At 69.2% G+C, this 16,244-nt stretch carries 15 protein-coding genes and 1 pseudogene; 9 read left to right on the top strand and 7 right to left on the bottom strand.

All coding sequences use genetic code 11. The features are described from left to right. The first annotated feature begins 47 nt into the window (after window positions 1-47). Together ACFX43_RS28495 and ACFX43_RS28500 are read left to right on the top strand one after the other, a co-directional pair. The gene (locus tag ACFX43_RS28495; RefSeq protein ID WP_378841187.1) at window positions 48-1,043 is read left to right on the top strand and encodes a D-isomer specific 2-hydroxyacid dehydrogenase family protein; all 996 of its coding nucleotides are present in this window, start codon (window positions 48-50) and stop codon (window positions 1,041-1,043) included. Next, a pseudogene (locus ACFX43_RS28500) lies at window positions 1,036-1,641 on the top strand (D-alanine--(R)-lactate ligase); the annotation flags it as partial. The gene ACFX43_RS28495 and the pseudogene ACFX43_RS28500, both read left to right, overlap by 8 nt. Before the next feature lie 138 nt (window positions 1,642-1,779). Here ACFX43_RS28500 and uvrA read toward each other — a convergent pair. Then, the gene (gene uvrA, locus ACFX43_RS28505) at window positions 1,780-4,791 is read right to left on the bottom strand and encodes an excinuclease ABC subunit UvrA (RefSeq protein ID WP_378840243.1); all 3,012 of its coding nucleotides are present in this window, start codon (window positions 4,789-4,791) and stop codon (window positions 1,780-1,782) included. A 150-nt stretch (window positions 4,792-4,941) separates the two neighbouring features. Between uvrA and ACFX43_RS28510 the strand changes: the two genes are divergently transcribed. Continuing rightward, window positions 4,942-5,625: an MBL fold metallo-hydrolase gene (locus tag ACFX43_RS28510; RefSeq protein ID WP_378841192.1), complete on the top strand. Its 684-nt coding sequence runs from the start codon at window positions 4,942-4,944 to the stop codon at window positions 5,623-5,625. On the opposite strand, the gene ACFX43_RS28515 is transcribed toward ACFX43_RS28510, so the two are convergent. Both ACFX43_RS28515 and ACFX43_RS28520 read right to left on the bottom strand, forming a co-directional pair. Further along, entirely contained in the window at window positions 5,626-6,102 is a 477-nt protein-coding gene (locus tag ACFX43_RS28515) for a hypothetical protein (RefSeq protein WP_378840245.1), read from the bottom strand. 110 nt (window positions 6,103-6,212) lie between these two features. Next, complete coding sequence (locus tag ACFX43_RS28520; protein ID WP_378840247.1) at window positions 6,213-6,680, bottom strand: hypothetical protein; 468 nt, start codon at window positions 6,678-6,680, stop codon at window positions 6,213-6,215. A gap of 263 nt (window positions 6,681-6,943) precedes the next feature. Between ACFX43_RS28520 and ACFX43_RS28525 the strand changes: the two genes are divergently transcribed. Further along, window positions 6,944-7,264, top strand: coding sequence for a helix-turn-helix domain-containing protein (locus tag ACFX43_RS28525; RefSeq protein ID WP_378840252.1), 321 nt, complete (start codon window positions 6,944-6,946; stop codon window positions 7,262-7,264). A 25-nt stretch (window positions 7,265-7,289) separates the two neighbouring features. Here ACFX43_RS28525 and ACFX43_RS28530 read toward each other — a convergent pair whose 3' ends face one another. After that, on the bottom strand, window positions 7,290-7,895 hold the full coding sequence (locus tag ACFX43_RS28530; RefSeq protein ID WP_378840255.1) for a ClpP family protease: 606 nt from the start codon (window positions 7,893-7,895) through the stop codon (window positions 7,290-7,292). Beyond that, the gene (locus tag ACFX43_RS28535) at window positions 7,892-8,524 is read right to left on the bottom strand and encodes a ClpP family protease (RefSeq protein WP_378840260.1); all 633 of its coding nucleotides are present in this window, start codon (window positions 8,522-8,524) and stop codon (window positions 7,892-7,894) included. The genes ACFX43_RS28530 and ACFX43_RS28535 overlap by 4 nt, the downstream gene beginning before the upstream one ends. Window positions 8,525-8,622: 98 nt before the next feature. Here ACFX43_RS28535 and ACFX43_RS28540 point away from each other — a divergent pair, with 98 nt between their 5' ends. Next, a complete protein-coding gene (locus ACFX43_RS28540; RefSeq protein ID WP_378840263.1) occupies window positions 8,623-9,573 on the top strand; it encodes a D-2-hydroxyacid dehydrogenase family protein in 951 nt (316 codons plus the stop codon). Next, complete coding sequence (locus ACFX43_RS28545; protein ID WP_378840268.1) at window positions 9,566-10,276, top strand: transporter substrate-binding domain-containing protein; 711 nt, start codon at window positions 9,566-9,568, stop codon at window positions 10,274-10,276. Before ACFX43_RS28540 ends, ACFX43_RS28545 begins: the two co-directional genes overlap by 8 nt. Here the strand turns inward: ACFX43_RS28545 and ACFX43_RS28550 are convergent, their stop codons facing one another. Further along, on the bottom strand, window positions 10,277-11,050 hold the full coding sequence (locus tag ACFX43_RS28550; RefSeq protein ID WP_378840273.1) for a GNAT family N-acetyltransferase: 774 nt from the start codon (window positions 11,048-11,050) through the stop codon (window positions 10,277-10,279). Between the two features lie 114 nt (window positions 11,051-11,164). Here ACFX43_RS28550 and ACFX43_RS28555 point away from each other — a divergent pair, with 114 nt between their 5' ends. The 3 genes from ACFX43_RS28555 to map all read left to right on the top strand — a co-directional run bounded on the left by ACFX43_RS28555 (window position 11,165) and on the right by map (window position 13,728). Then, window positions 11,165-11,608: a YciI family protein gene (locus ACFX43_RS28555; RefSeq protein ID WP_378840277.1), complete on the top strand. Its 444-nt coding sequence runs from the start codon at window positions 11,165-11,167 to the stop codon at window positions 11,606-11,608. Continuing rightward, complete coding sequence (locus tag ACFX43_RS28560; protein ID WP_378840281.1) at window positions 11,605-12,885, top strand: RNA polymerase sigma factor; 1,281 nt, start codon at window positions 11,605-11,607, stop codon at window positions 12,883-12,885. The genes ACFX43_RS28555 and ACFX43_RS28560 overlap by 4 nt, the downstream gene beginning before the upstream one ends. 78 nt (window positions 12,886-12,963) lie before the next feature. Beyond that, the gene (gene map / locus ACFX43_RS28565) at window positions 12,964-13,728 is read left to right on the top strand and encodes a type I methionyl aminopeptidase (protein ID WP_378841199.1); all 765 of its coding nucleotides are present in this window, start codon (window positions 12,964-12,966) and stop codon (window positions 13,726-13,728) included. Window positions 13,729-13,811: 83 nt separating this feature from the next. Here map and ACFX43_RS28570 read toward each other — a convergent pair whose 3' ends face one another. After that, window positions 13,812-16,148, bottom strand: a complete 2,337-nt coding sequence (locus tag ACFX43_RS28570) for a M4 family metallopeptidase (protein WP_378840284.1) — start codon at window positions 16,146-16,148, stop codon at window positions 13,812-13,814. Between the last annotated feature and the right edge of the window lie 96 nt (window positions 16,149-16,244).

Genomic DNA, 16,244 nt, shown 5'->3' on the forward strand with positions numbered 1-16,244 from the left:
CGTCGATGATCTACCACGAGCCGACCCTGACGGCGCCGACCGAGCCGATGGAGCAGACCGTGATCTCGCCGACCGTCGGGATCACGGTCTACGGCTGCGCCCCTGATGAGAGCCTCCTTTTCGACTCCCTGGCGCCCGCTCTCGGGGTCTCGCTGAGGACCACGATCGAGCCCGTCTCCGAGGACAATGTCGAGTTCGCGGCCGGAGACCGGTGCATCAGCGTCAGCCATAAGTCGCCGATATCGAACGAGACCCTTCTCGCTCTGCAGAAGAGCGGTGTCCGGTATATCTCGACGCGAAGCGTCGGTTTCAACCACATCGATGTCGACTTCGCCGAGAGCATCGGGATAACGGTCGGAAACGTCTCCTATTCGCCCGACTCCGTGGCCGACTACACGTTGATGCTGATGCTCATGTCGGTGCGCCAGGCGAAGTCGACGATCCGGCGCACCGACGCCCACGACTACCGCCCGGCGGCCACCCGCGGCCGCGAGCTGCGCGACCTGGCCGTCGGCGTGGTCGGGACCGGGCGGATCGGCGCGGCGGTCATCGACCGGCTGCGGGGCTTCGGCTGCGACGTACTCGCCTATGACATCCGGCCCCGGCCGGCGGCCGAGGGGGTGGAGCACGTCGATCTGGACACGCTGGTCGAGCGCAGCGACATCGTCACCCTCCACGCGCCGCTCAGCGAGGAGTCGCACCATCTCCTCGACCGGCGGCGCATCGACCGGATGCGACCCGGTGCGTACGTCATCAACACCGGTCGCGGCGCGCTCGTCGAGACGCCGGCGCTCATCACCGCGCTCGAGGAGGGCCGGCTGGGCGGTGCGGCGCTGGACGTCATCGAGGGCGAGGAGGGCATCTTCTATGCCGACCTCCGTGGACGCGAGCTCCCCAACGGCTGGCTGGAACGGCTCCAGGAGATGCCGAATGTGCTGATCAGCCCCCATATCGCCTACTTCACCGACCATGCCCTCATGGACACGGTCGAGAACTCCATCGTGAACTGTCGTGAATTCGAAAGCAGGTTTCCGCATGTCTAAGCTCAAGGTCGGCATCATCTTCGGTGGCGTCTTCGAGGAGCACCCCGTCTCGGTGAAGTCGGCGCAGGAGGTGGCCAAGAACCTCGACGCCGACAGGTACGAGGCCTACTGGATCGGCATCACCAAGAGCGGTGACTGGCGCCTGTGCGACGGCCCCGGGGCGAGCTGGGAGGACGGCGCGCACCGCCCGGTCGTGCTCTCCCCCGACCGCAGTGTCCACGGGCTGCTCGTCCTCGACCAGGGCAACGGCGAGGGCAGCTACGAGACGATCCGGCTCGACGTCGTGCTCCCGGTCCTGCACGGCAAGCTCGGCGAGGACGGCGCGATCCAGGGTCTCTTCGAGCTCTCCGGGATCCCGTACGTCGGCTGCGACGTGCAGAGCTCGGCGCTGTGCATGGACAAGTCGCTGGCCTACACGGTCGTCGGCGAGGCAGGGATCCCGACGCCGACGTTCTGGACTCTGTTCCCCGGCGACACTGTGCAGACTATTGGCGATCCCGGCGTACTCCCCTATCCGGTCTTCGTGAAGCCGGCCCGCTCCGGGTCCTCGTTCGGGGTCAGCAAGGTGACTTCGACCGACGAGCTGGCCGGCGCGGTCGCGNACCGCGGTCACCGCGGTGCCGGTGACGACCTTCCGCCGGGTGATTCGAGATTCATTCATGCCGCCCAGAATAGGCACGTCGGCAACGGACGTCCCTCGCCGAGCGCAAACCTTCGGGCAAATCTCGATCTCGGGTCAGGAGGCGCTGACCTTCTTCCGCGTCGCCGGCTTCTTCTTGGCCGCCGTCTTCTTGGCCGCCGTCTTCTTGGCCGCCGTCTTCTTGGCTGCCGTCTTGGCCGGCTCCGCCTTCGCCTTCACCGGCTTGTCCGGTGGCTGCTCGGCGGCCTTGCCGTCGAGCAGCGGGGCGAGGAAGCCACCGGTGTGGCTGCCAGGGGTCTCGGCGACGGTCTCGGGAGTGCCTTCGGCGATCACCGTGCCGCCGCGGTTGCCGCCCTCCGGACCCATGTCGATGATCCAGTCGGCGGTCTTGATCACGTCGAGGTTGTGCTCGATCACCAGCACCGTGTTGCCCTTGTCGACCAGCGAGGAGAGCACACCGATGAGCTTGCGGATGTCCTCGAAGTGGAGGCCGGTGGTGGGCTCGTCGAGGACGTAGAGCGTCTTGCCGGTCGAGCGCTTCTGCAGCTCGGCGGAGAGCTTGACCCGCTGTGCCTCACCACCCGACAGGGTGGTCGCGGGCTGCCCCAGCCGCACGTAGCCCAGGCCGACCTCGACCAGGGTCTTCATGTGACGCGCGATCGCGGGCACCGCGGCGAAGAACTCCACCGCCTCCTCGATCGGCATGTCGAGCACCTCGGCGATCGACTTGCCCTTGTAGTGCACCTCGAGCGTCTCGCGGTTGTAGCGCGCGCCGTGGCAGACCTCGCACGGGACGTACACATCGGGGAGGAAGTTCATCTCGATCTTGATCGTGCCGTCACCCGAGCAGGCCTCGCAGCGCCCGCCCTTGACGTTGAACGAGAACCGCCCCTGCAGGTAGCCCCGCATCTTGGCCTCCGGGGTGGAGGCGAAGAGCTTGCGGATGTGGTCGAAGACCCCGGTGTAGGTGGCCGGGTTGGACCGCGGCGTACGCCCGATCGGGGACTGGTCGACGTGGATCACCTTGTCGACGTTGTCCAGGCCGGAGATCTTGGTGTGCCGGCCCGGAACGGTGCGGGCGCGGTAGAACTCCTTGGCCAGAGCGGTGTAGAGGATGTCGTTGACGAGCGTCGACTTGCCCGAGCCGGAGACGCCGGTGACCGCGAGGAAGAGCCCCAGCGGGAAGGTGACGTCGATGTCCTTGAGGTTGTTCTCCTTGGCACCGTGGACGGTCAGCTCGCGCCCGGCGGTGCGGGGGCGGCGTACGGCCGGGACGGCGATCTCGCGACGGCCCGCCAGATACTGACCGGTCACCGACTGCTCGTTGGCGAGCAGTTCCTCGACCGTGCCGGAGTGGATCACCTGGCCGCCGTGCTCACCGGCGCCGGGGCCGATGTCGACGACCCAGTCGGCGACCTTGATCGTGTCCTCGTCGTGCTCGACGACGATCAGGGTGTTGCCGAGCCGCTTGAGCCGCTCGAGGGTCTCGATCAGCCGGTGGTTGTCGCGCTGGTGGAGGCCGATGGACGGTTCGTCCAGCACGTAGAGGACGCCGACCAGGCCGGACCCGATCTGGGTCGCCAGCCGGATCCGCTGGGCCTCACCGCCGGAGAGCGAACCCGAGGGCCGCTCCAGGGAGAGGTAGTCGAGGCCCACGTCGAGGAGGAAGCGCAGTCGCGCCTGGATCTCCTTGAGGACCTGCTCGGCGATCTGCCGCTCCCGGCCACTGAGCTCGACCTGGTCGAGCCATTCCGCGGCCTCGTTGATCGGCAGCGCGCACAGCTCGGCGATGTTGAGACCGCCCTCGCTCCGCTCCCCGAGTGTCACCGAGGTCGAGACGGGCTTGAGCCGCGTGCCCTTGCAGGTCGGGCACGGCACCTGGCGCATGTAGCCCTCGAAGCGCTCCCGAGTGGTGTCGGACTCGGCCTCCTTGTGGCGCCGCTCCACCCAGCGGCGTACGCCCTCGAACTCGGCGTCGTAGGAGCGGCGGCGGCCGTAGCGGTTGACCGAGACCACGTGCACCTTGCGTCCGTGACCGTCGAGGATCGCCTTCTGCCCGGCGGCCGGGATGTCGTCCCAGGGGGTGTCCAGGTCGAAGCCGAGCTCACCGCCGAGAGCCTCCAGGAGGCGCAGGAAGTATTCGGCGACGTGGGCCTGGGACCAGGGCTGCAGCGCGCCCTCGGCCAGCGTGGCGGCCGGGTTGGGGACGACCAGCTCGGGGTCGACCTCCATCCGGGTGCCCAGGCCGGTGCAGGCCGGGCAGGCTCCGAAGGGCGAGTTGAACGAGAACGACCGCGGCTCGAGCTCGTCGGTGTCGAGCAGGTGGTCGTTGGGACACGACATCCGCTCGGAGAACTTCATCTGCTCGCCAGGCCCCCCATCAGGCCCAGTGACGAAGTCGAAGACGACCAGCCCGCCGGCGAGCTCCAGCGCGGTCTCGACCGAGTCGGTCAGCCGCCGCTTGGAGGACTCCTTGACCGCGAGCCGGTCGATGACCACCTCGATGGTGTGCTTCTTCTGCTTCTCCAGCTTGGGCGGAGCGTCGAGCTGGTGGGTCTCGCCGTCGACCCGCACCCGGGAGTAGCCCTGCTGCTGCAGCTGGCTGAAGAGCTCGACGTACTCCCCCTTGCGGGCCCGGATCACCGGGCTCAGCACCTGGAAGCGACGCCCCTCCTCCAGCGTGAGCACGTGGTCGACGATCTGCTGCGGCGTCTGGCGCTCGATCGGCGCACCACAGGTCGGGCAGTGCGGACGGCCCGCGCGCGCGTAGAGCAGACGCAGGTAGTCGTAGACCTCGGTGATGGTGCCGACCGTCGAGCGCGGGTTCTTCGAGGTCGACTTCTGGTCGATCGACACCGCCGGGGAGAGCCCCTCGATGAAGTCGACGTCGGGCTTGTCCATCTGACCGAGGAACTGCCGAGCGTAGGCCGACAGCGACTCGACGTAGCGACGCTGGCCCTCCGCGAAGATGGTGTCGAACGCGAGGCTCGACTTACCACTTCCGGACAGGCCGGTGAACACGATCATCGAGTCCCGAGGCAGGTCGAGGGAGACATCCTTCAGGTTGTGCTCCCGGGCTCCCCGGATGATCAGCTGCTGCTCCGCCACGTTCTTTCCTCGTCCAGTGCTTATCGCATCGCGCTACTGCGTCGAACAGATGTTCGCATCATACGACGCTGGGAAGACTCCCAGACGGCACCCTCTCACGGAGCACCGACATTTTACTTCTGGTCGTGTCCGACGTGCTTGCATAGACGCATGAGCGATGCCCCTACCACTTATACAGGCGCGGTGAAACCGGGCGGCCCGGCCGACGTACGAAAGCTCGACCGGCTGACCGTCACGAAGGTCGCCGTCGACGCGCAGATGTCCAACAACTGCTACCTGCTGCGCTGCCGATCGACCGGCGAGCAGCTCCTCATCGACGCCGCGGCCGAGCCGGAGACCCTGCTCCCCCTCATCGGCGAGGAGCTGGCCACCGTCGTCACCACCCACCAGCACTGGGACCACCACCGAGCCCTGGCCGACGTGACCGCAGCGACCGGCGCCGCCACGCTCGCCGGCGAGCCCGATGCCGCCGCGATCACGGAGGCCACCGGCGTACCGGTCTCTCGCACGCTCTCCCACGGAGACACCGTCGCCGTCGGCGACTGCACGCTCGAGGTCATCGCGCTGCGCGGGCACACACCCGGGTCGGTCGCTCTCGTCTACCGCGACCCCGAAGGCACGGCTCACCTGTGGACCGGCGACAGCCTCTTCCCGGGCGGCGTCGGAAACACGCAGCAGGATCCCGTACGTTTCACCCAGCTGCTCGACGATGTCGAGGAGCGCATCTTCGGCACCCTCCCCGACGAGACCTGGTTCTACCCGGGCCACGGCGACGACTCCACGCTCGGCGCCGAACGTCCGCACCTCGCTGAATGGCGCGAGCGAGGATGGTGACTACGGCTCCGTAGTCGGGGTCGCGGTCTCCGTCGGCGTCGGCTCCGTGGTCGGATCGGCCGACTCGGTCGGCTCGGCGGTCGGCTCCGGTTCCGTCGTGGGCGTGGGCCTGGAGGTGGGCGTCGAGCCACTGGTCTCGGCGGGCTCCTCCGGCTCACGCGACGCCGTCGGCCGGTCCGGGTCGCCAGCCGCGGAGGGGTCGGTCTCCCCCGGTTCGTGCGTCGCGCTGTCACGATCGGCCGCCGCACCACGCGGACGCGCCGAATAGCCCGCGGAGGGCCCCTCCGACGGCTTCGAGCCGGGCGGCGGCAACGGATCCACATCGGGATAGGCGTTCCCGACGTCTTCGAAACCCTTGACCGGGTCACGAACGGGTCGCTCGGCCTCCGCCAAGCCGGCGAGTAGGACGACCACCCCGAGACCGGTCATGACCGCGCCGGTCAGGATGCCTGCCACGGCGACCTGCTTGCTCTGCAACTCGACTCCCTGTACCCGCCCCGCGCCTGGTGTGGCGCACAGCGTAGGGCAGCGCCGCCGCGAGCGTTACCCACCCGGGGGCATCGCGGCCGGCACTCGAGGAGTCGGAGTCAGTCGGTCGGGCTCTCGCTCGGCGACTCGCTGGGCTCACTCGGCGACTCGGTCGGCTCGCTCGGCGACTCGCTGGGCTCGCTCGGCGACTCGCTCGGGTCGCTCGGGCTTTCGCTCGGCGACTGGCTGGGCTCGCTCGGCGACCCGGTCGGCCTGCCCGAAGGCCTCGGCTCCGACGGCACCTGAGTGGGGCGCGCCGGTAGCGGGGACATCGAGCCGTCTGCCGACTCTTCGACCGACCGCGGGCTCGCCGGGACCGGCTCAGCAATCTCGGGAACCTCGCTCCCCGGACCCATCTGGCTGGGTGGACCGGCCTGCGACGGCGTCGAGGACGACTTCTCCAACGGTGCCACCGGCGAGACCGGCGAGATCAGGCTGACCCCGGACTCGTCCGTGGCGTAGCTGTGTCCTGGCTCTTCCGCTCCGGCGTTGCCGACGATCAGGCCACCAATCCCGATGCTCGTCATGGCCAGCCCCGTTGCCATTCCAGCCAAGGCGATCTGCTTGCGATGCAACACGATTCCCCCGTGATACCAACGACTCGACAAGTTCTCTGGTCGTGCACAGTAGACCTACAAAGATCGAAACTGTGCGACCACTATCGGGGTGTCGGGCCTCGCTGGCAAGTCCTTGTCATCTATCGTTCGACCGATATAACCCCTGGTAAGGGGTCTGTTCGCCCGGCGCGAACGGCCCGTTCGGCCCTCGCGTGGAGCGCTACTGTGTCAGCATGGGCGAAGTGATCAGGTTTCCCGGCCATCCGCTGCCGGACCACGACAAGCCGGCACCGCTGTGGCGTGAGGCCGCCGGCAAGGTGATCCGCGACGAGCGGTCCCGCCAGGAGCGCACGCTGGCCGACGTCGCTGACGATGCCGGTGTCTCGACGCAGTATCTCTCCGAGATCGAGCGCGGCCGAAAGGAGCCGAGCTCCGAGGTGCTCGAGGCGGTCGGTGGTGCGCTGGGCCTCGGCCTCGTCGACCTCACCGAGCGGGTCACCCGCACGCTGCGCGCGGGCGCCCGCCCGTCCGGCCCCATGGCTCTCGCCGCCTGACCTCCGCAGGCCAGGTCACCCCAGGTCACACCGAGGCGAGCTTGCGGCTCTCCAGCACTGCATCAACCAGGCCGTACGCCACCGCCTCCTCGGCCCCGAGGACGAGGTCACGCTCGGTGTCGGCGTGGATCTGGTCGGTGCTCTGACCGGTGTGGCGTGCCAGCAGCGCGTCCATCTCGGCTCGCACCCGGCCGATCTCCTTCGCCGCGACCTGCAGGTCGGTGACATCGCCCCGCTGACCGTCCTGGCCCGGCTGCTGCAGCACCACTCGCGCATGCGGCAGGACCGTACGCCGCCCCGGCTCCCCCGCGGCCAGCAGCACCGCCGCTGAGCCCGCCGCCTGGCCCACGCAGGTGGTCGCCACCGGCGAACGCAGGAACTGCATCGTGTCGTAGATGCCCAGCATCGCGGTCGGGTCACCGCCAGGCGAGTTGAGATAGAGCTCGATCTGCGTGTCGGGCGCGTCCGACTCCAGGTGGATCAGCTGCGCGATGACCACGTTGGCGACCCCGTCGTCGATCGGCGTACCGAGATAGACGATCCGGTCCGAGAGCAGGCGACTGTAGACATCGAGCGCCCGTTCGCCGCGCGGGGTCTTCTCGATCACCGAGGGGATCGTGTAGGAGCTCATCGCGCACCTCCCGCCGCGGAGAGACCGAAGGCGGCGCTGCGCTGCTGCACCGGCGTCACCGACTGCACGTCGTTGAGCACCTCGTCCACGAATCCGTACTCACGCGCCTCCTCGGCGGTGAACCACCGGTCGCGCAGCGAGTCCTGATCGATCTGCTCGACGCTCTGACCGGTGTGCTCGGCGGTGATCCGCAGCATCTGCTCGGTCATCCGCGCCAGCCGCGCGGCCTGCACCTCGATGTCGGCCGCCGAGCCGCCGATCCCCGCGGACCCCTTGTGCAGCAGCACCTCGGTGTGCGGCAGGACGTAGCGCTTGCCCGGAGTGCCGGCGGTGAGCAGGAACTGCCCCATGCTCGCCGCCATCCCCATCCCCAGCGTGGAGACGTCGTTGGGGATCAGGTGCATCACGTCGTAGATCGCCATCCCAGCGGTCACCGAGCCGCCCGGTGAGTTGATGTAGAGAGAGATGTCGCGGTGTGGGTCCTCGGCGCTGAGCAGGAGCAGCTGGGCGCAGATCCGGTTCGCGATCGCGTCGTCCACCTCCTGGCCGAGCACGATGATCCTCTGGTTCTGCAGTCGTGCCGTGAGCTGCTCGTCGAGCGGCCCGGCCGTGATGGGTGTCTGGGTCATGCTGTCGAGCCTGATCCAGGCGTACGCCGGATTCCAGCGAATCTGCCGCAGGCAGATCTGCCCACAGCAGAACACCATCCACCCGATAGGTTGCGATCGTGCGCTGCGTGATTCTCGACGACTATCAGGACGTGGCGAGGACGTACGCCGCATGGGACTCTCTCGACGGGGTCGAGGTGATCTCGCTGACCGAGCACCTCGGGCCGGACGCTCTGGTCCGGGCGCTCGACGGTGCCGAGATCGTGGTGGCGATGCGGGAGCGTACGCCGTTCTCTTCGGCCGTCCTGGAACGGCTGCCCGACCTGAAGCTGCTGGTCACGACCGGGATGCGCAACGCCTCGATCGATCTCGCTGCGGCGGCCCGGCTCGGGGTCACCGTGTGCGGCACGCCGTCGAGCCCGCACCCGCCGGTCGAGCTGACCTGGGCGCTGATCCACGCGCTGACCCGCCACGTCGTGACCGAGGCGACCGGTCACGGCTGGCAGCGGACGGTCGGGAGCGACCTCCATGGCCGGACCCTCGGCCTGCTCGGTCTCGGCAAGATCGGCGCCCGGGTCGCGGGCGTCGGGCAGGCGTTCGGGATGGACGTGATCGCCTGGAGTCCCCACCTCAGCGCCGAGCGCGCCGAGCCGCTCGGGGTGCGCGCGGTCGACAAGGCCACCCTGTTCGAGACCAGCGACATCGTCTCGCTCCATCTCGTGCTGTCGGAGACCACGCGACACATCGTCGGACACGCCGACCTGGCCTCGATGAAGCCGACCGCCCACCTGGTCAACACCTCGCGCGCCGGACTGGTCGACACCGAGGCGCTCATCGCTCACCTCGGCTCCGGCACGATCGCCGGGGCGGGCCTGGACGTCTTCGACGTCGAGCCGCTTCCCGCCGACGATGCGCTGCGCCACCTCCCGAACGTGGTGGCGACGCCGCACCTCGGCTACGTCACCGAGGACAACTACCGCCGCTTCTACGGTGGCGCCGTCGAGGACATCGCCGCCTGGCTGGCCGGTGGCCCGATCCGTACTCTCCTGCCGAAGGACTCTGATGCCTGACCCGATCCAGCTCGCCGCCGACCTGGCACCGACCGGAACCCTGCGTGCCTCGATCAACCTCGGCAACCCGGTCCTCGCCCAAGGCACCCCCGAGGCGCCGAGCGGGGTCACCGTGGACATCGCCCGAGAGCTGGCGAGCCGGCTCGGCGTACCGGTCTCCTTCCAGTGCTTCGACGCCGCCCGCAAGTCCTTCGAGGCGCTGCGGACCGGGGCCGCCGACGTCGCCTTCCTCGCGGTCGAGCCCGCCCGGGCCGCCGAGGTCGAGTTCACCGCGCCGTACGTCCTCATCGAGGGCGTCTACGCCGTCGCGGCCGACTCCCCGATCCGGACCGCGGACGACGTCGACCGCCCGGGCGTTCGGGTCGGCGTGAAGGAGGGCTCGGCCTACGACCTCTTCCTGACCCGCACGCTGGTGAACGCCGAGGTCGTACGCGGCACCGACGGGATCGACGCCTTCCGCGAGCTCGGGCTCGAGGTCGCCGCCGGGATCCGGCAGCCCCTCACCCGGCACGTCGCGGCCGACCCCGGTCTGCGGCTGGTCGAGCCGCGGTTCATGCAGATCCGCCAGGCCGTGGCGATCGCGCCGGATCACCGACCTGCCACCGTGAGCTTCCTGCATGAGCTGGTCGAGGACCTGAAGGCGAGCGGCCGGATCGCCGAGTCGCTGGCCACCTCGGGGCAGGACGCGTCGGTCGCTCCCTGATCAGCGAGGGCTGCGCCGGACGTAGGGCGTGGTGGTGCCGACCTTCGCCAGCCCCGAGCGCTCCAGGATCGGCCGGGAGAACTCGGTGGAGTCGCTGTGGATGTAGCGCTTGCCCCGGGCGATGGCGGTGCGGGCGCGAGCGGCGGTGAGGGCGCGGTAGATGCCGCGGCCGCGCCACTTCTCCAGAGTCGCACCGCCCCAGATGCCGGCGAACTCCGTTCCCGGCACCATGTCGATCCGGCCGGCGCTGACGATCTCTCCGTCCGCCTCGGCCACCCACATCTCGCTCTCCCCCGCCGCGATCCCACGCAACTGACTCTCGACCCGAGCCTCCGAGGGCGGCGAGCCGAAGACGCCGTCCTGCACGATGCTGGCGGCGCGTACGTCCTGCTCGCTGGTGATGGCACGCAGGCCGATCCCATCCGGCAGGGGCACGTCGACGGCCAGAAGCGCAGCCTCACCGACCATGATCGACTCCGGATCGTCGGCCGCGAAGCCGTGCCGCAGCAGCGTGTCGTGCAGCCCCGGGGCGTGGTCGTGGCCGCGGGTCTTCCACTCGACCTCCTCGATCGCCGGGTCGGCATCGAAGTGCGCGACCGCCGCGGCGACCAGCTCCTCGACGCCGGCTGCGTCGGCCCCGTCGAGGTCCTGGTAGGAGATGAATCCGCGCCCGCCACCGAAGGTCGCGAGGCGCAGCGGTCCGTGCCGGGTCACCGACACCGCCCCGGAGGTCTCGGCATCGGTTCGCAGCTGTTCGTCATAGGCCTTCAGCACGGCGAGAAACCTACGCCGAAGTCGTACGCCGAAGCATGTAGTTATCGGGCAGCCAGCTCCGTTCCCTCCGTGAATGGCGCTTACAAGGAGCGTCCGAAGTGGAAGGGTGAGGACATGCCTCGCTACCTGATGATCCTCGACTACCAAGCCGGCACCGACGAGACTCCCGGCGGGATGGCCGGGTGGAAGCCGGAGGAGGTGCAGGGCCACATGAGCTACTACGAAGCGCTCAACAAGGCCCTGACCGAGTCCGGCGAGCTGGTGCACGTCGAGGCCCTGACGCCGCCCGACCAGGCGTTCGTGGTGACCTCCGACGGCACCGACAAGACCGTCACCGACGGGCCGTTCCAGGAGTTCAAGGAGTGGGTCGCCGGCTACATGATCATCGACGCCGAGACCGAGGAGCGGGCCCTGGAGATCGCCGGGCTCTACTCCGCCGCGCCCGGCCCGGGCGGGCGGCCGATCGAGCAGCCGATCCAGGTGCGCCGGATGTACCACGGCACCGACGGCTCCTCCGTCGACGACACCATCGCCTTCGGCGAGGCGAGCATCGAGTGACCGAGGCGTTGCCGGGTGACCTCTTGCGCGACCTCACTCCGCAGGTCGTCGCCGTCGTCACCCGGCGCTGCGGGGACTTCGACGCCGCGGAGGACGCCGTCCAGGAGGCGCTCGTCGAGGCGGTACGCACCTGGCCGGAGCGCGGCGTCCCGGAGAACCCTCGCGGCTGGCTGATCGCCACCGCGACGCACCGCCTCATCGACGCCAAGCGCAGCGAGTCGCGCCGTCGCGACCGCGAGCAGGCTGACCATCTCGCCGAGCCCGAGGGGCAGGATGCCTCTGGAATCGATCCGACCGCTTCGGGCTCCGCTTCAGCAGATGACTCCCTCGACGTACTCCTGCTCTGCTGTCATCCCAGCCTGACTCCGGCCTCGGCGGTGGCGCTGACCCTGCGCGCGGTCGGCGGGCTCACCACCCGGGAGATCGCGAACGCCTACCTCGTCCCGGAGAAGACGATGGCGCAGCGGATCTCCCGGGCGAAGGCGACGATCAAGGGCCGCTCGCTCGGGATCGACGGCGCCGCCGACCTCGCCGCGCGGATCCCGGCGATGATGAAGGTGCTCTACCTGCTCTTCAACGAGGGGTACGTCGCGACCGAGGGCGACCAGCTGCAGCGGGTCGACCTGTGCGCCGAGGCGATCCGGCTGACCCGCCTCGCCCGCACCGCGCTCGCCCGGATGACGGGGAGCGCGCACGGCGAGCTCGGCGGTCTGCTCGCCCTGATGCTGCTGCTCGATGCTCGCCGCCCCGCCCGGATCGACGCGCACGGCGCCGTGGTGCCGCTGGCCGACCAGGACCGGAGTCTGTGGCGCCACGAGGCCACCCGCGAGGGGATCGCGCTTGTCGACGCCGTCATCGGCACCGGCCGGCCGGGGACCTACCAGATCCAGGCGGCCATCGCCGCGCTCCACAATCGCGCGCCCACCGCGGCGACGACCGACTGGCTGCAGATCACCGCGCTCTACGGGTTGCTGGAGAAGATCGCGCCCGGGCCGATCGTGACGCTCAACAAGGCCGTCGCGGTCGGGTACGCCGACGGCCCGGGCCCCGCCCTCGCGCTGCTCGACGAACTCTTGCGCGACTGTGCCGAGAACGGAGCCGGCGGCTTCGCGGACCATCCGCGGGTGCCCGCGGTGCGCGCTCATCTGCTGGAGCTCGCCGGCGACCTGGACGGTGCTGCCGCTGCGTACGATCTGGCCTCGGTGCGGGCCACCAATCTCGCCGAGCGCCGTTTCCTGACGTCGAAGGCGGCCGCGCTGCGCGATGCTCGCTGCTGAAGCGGAGCCCGAAGCGATAAGCACTGCTGACGTACCGCTGAATTCTAGTGAGAACCGTTCTCAGGATACGCTGTGCCTGTGATCGAACTGCGCACCCCGACCCAGATCGAGCAGATGAAGCCTGCCGGCCGATTCGTGGCCGATGTCCTGACCGCACTCCGCGAGCACGCTGCCGTGGGTGTCAACCTGCTCGAGCTCGACGAGCTGGCGCACAAGATGATCAAGGACCGTGGCGCGGAGTCCTGCTACATCGACTACCACCCGAGCTTCGGCGCGATGCCGTTCGGGAAGGTGCTCTGCACCTCGGTCAACGACGGTGTGCTGCACGGCCTGCCCTTCGACTACAAGCTGCAGGACGGCGACCTGCTCAGCGTCGACTTCGCGGCCAGCGTCGACGGCTGGGTCTCCGACTCGGCCCTCTCCGTCGTCGTCGGTACGCCCCGCCAGGAGGACCTCGACCTGATCGAGACCACCACCCAGGCGCTCGCCGCCGGCATCGACGCCGCGCGCGTCGGCAACAAGGTCGGCGACATCTCCCACGCGATCGCCGGCGTCGCCCGCGCGAAGGGCCTCAAGATCAACACCCAGTTCGGCGGCCACGGCGTCGGCCGCACGATGCACGGCGACCCACACATCGCCAACGACGGTCGTCCCGGCCGCGGCTTCAAGCTGCAGCCCGGTCTCGTCATCGCGATCGAGCCGTGGTTCCTGCACACCACCGACGAGATCTTCACCGACCCCGACGGCTGGACCCTGCGCAGCGCCGACGGCTCCCGTGGCGCCCACATGGAGCACACCGTCGCGATCACCGAGGACGGCCCGCTCATCCTCACCGCCAGGTGAGCGGCCTCACCGCACACGACTGACGTACAAGCAACGGCGCCCCGCCTCCCGAGAGGGAAGCGGGGCGCCGTGCTTTCACTCGCCTACGACAGGTTCACTGCCGTGTCATCGATCAGGAAGCTCGTCCCGAGGGAGGAGTCCTCCGTCCCGGTGAAGGTGAGGGTGACCGTCGAACCCGCCTGACCGCTGAGGCTGAGCGACTTCTGGACGTAGCCCGAACCCTTGTTCAGGTTGGAGTAGGTCGCCAGGGTGGTCGACCCGGCCTTGACCGTCAGCTTGTCGTACGCCGTGGTCGTGGTGGTCTCATCGGAGTCGACGTAGAGCCAGAACGTCAGCGTCGCAGCACACCCCGACGGGATGGTGACCGACTGCGAGAGCGTGTCGGTGTGAGCCGACCCGTAGCCGTTCAGCCAGGCCTTGTACGACCCGGCGTGCGCCGGCGCGCTGGTCGAGCTGTCGATCACGCCCGAGGAGGCGGTCCAGCCGGTCGCACCGGACTCGAAGCCCGGGTTGGTCAGCTTCTGGCCCGAGCAGGTGCCACCTCCGGAGCCGGAGACGGTGAAGGTGAACTGCACGCTGCCGGTCACACCGGCAGCGTCGGTCGCGGTGACCGTCGGCGTGTATGTGCCGGCGGTGGTCGGCGTACCGGAGACCGTGCCCGAGGACGAGATCGAGACGCCCGCCGGCAGGCCGGTCGCGGTGTAGGTGTAGGGCGAGGTGCCACCCGAGGCCGAGACCGTGAAGGACGAGATCGCAGTGCCGACAGTGCCGGTCCTGGAGCCCGGCGAAGCCACCGTGACGGGGCTGCTGCCGCCACCCGGGGTGCAGGTCGGGTCACCGGTCTGAGCCGGAACCGAGACGGCGTTCCAGGCGGCCTTGACCGCGTTGAACTCGGTGCAGGTCGTGGTGCCGTACAGGTTCTTGGCCGCGGTGAGCGTCCAGGTGCGGTACTTCAGGTACGACGACGACGAGGTCTTCAGCAGCATCGCGTTGTACATGATCTTCATCGCCTTCTGGATCCCGACACCGGTTACGGTGGACGAGTTGCAGGTCGGCGAGGTCGGCTGGCCGTTGGTCGGGTTGGAGCCCTCGGCGAGCAGGTAGAACCAGTGGTTGCCGGGTCCGGCCGCGGCGTGGACCTCGTCGCCCGGCGTCGAGGACGAGTAGCAGTTGTCGTCGCCGACCAGCGAGGGGTTGTACATGTTGCGGATCGGCCCGGCGCCCACGAGGTCGACCTCCTCACCAACGGTGTAGTCGGGGGTGTCGTTGGCGGTCTGGTTGTCGTACCACTCGGTCGCCGCACCGAAGGTGTCCGCGACGAACTCCTGGGTGTTGCCACCCGAGATCCCACCGGGGGTGTGGTCGTCGATGCCGTGGCCGAACTCGTGCGCGACGACGTCGAGCGAGCCGATCCAGCGCGAGCCGGACTGCGAGTGGCCGATCTGCACCTGGGTGCCGTCGTAGTAGGCGTTCACGTCGGCCAGACCCACCCGGATCGGCAGCCAGCCACCCGAGCCGTCCATGCCCGAGCGACCCAGCCACGAGGTCAGCATCCCCTTCTCCTGCTGGGCGGCGTAGAAGGCGTCGACACAGCCGGTCTCCCGGTTGGTCGGGTCGCCGTTGCCCCAGCTGTCGTCGGTGCCGCTGTAGGTGACGTTGCCGCTCGCGTTCTGACACTTGAGCGTCGTCGCGGACGGGTCGGTCATGGAGTACGTCGAGCCGGAGAGCTGCGTCGAGATCGACACGGACCCGGAGTAGCCCGAGTTGCCGGTGCCCTCGACGACGTGCTCCTTGGTGGAGAGCACCTTGCCGGTGGCGGCGTCGACGAAGACCGAGAGCCGGGAGGGCTCGCCCGCTCGGGTACCGGTCACGATCGTCTCGTACGCCAGGTCCGAACCGGACTCGCCCTGGACGATGACCAGCTCGCTGGACTCGACCGCCGGCTTGGTCACCTGGCCCTTGGCGACCGTCCGTGCCTTCGCCTCGGTGATCGCAGGCTTCGTGGTGGAAACCTTGACCGGGGCGTCCTGGGCGACCGAGGTGCCCAGCAGGTTGCCCTCGGCGTCCACGGCGACGACGAAGTCACCGCCGACGACGCGCAGGCCCTGGTGGTTGCGGTCGTAGGAGACGTACTGCAGTCCGGAGGACTGGTACGTCTTCAGCCTGACGGCCTCGTCCTTGGCGCCGAGCTTCAGCGCCGCGGGGTCGGCGGCGACGAAGGCCGATGCCGACTTCTCAGCCTTGGTCCTGGCCTCCTTGCCGCTGACGACCGCGCGGCCGTCGTCGGTCTCCTGGGACGCCGCGGCATCCTTGCCGGGCTTGGGGTCACTGGCCGCCTGCACGCCTGTGGGCATGCTGATGGCGGCCACTGCCGAAATGAGGGCCATGGTCAGGCCCTGTGCTACGCGTCTGTTGTTCACGCAGACTCTCCTTGAGCCGGCCCCGCCGAAGCGGAGCAGCCGATGCTGACTCATGGACAGTGGCGATCGGCCGCGCAGCCGGTCAATCAGGTTAGT

The organism is Nocardioides sp. YIM B13467 (assembly GCF_042788075.1).
Taxonomy (GTDB): Bacteria; Actinomycetota; Actinomycetes; order Propionibacteriales; family Nocardioidaceae; genus Nocardioides.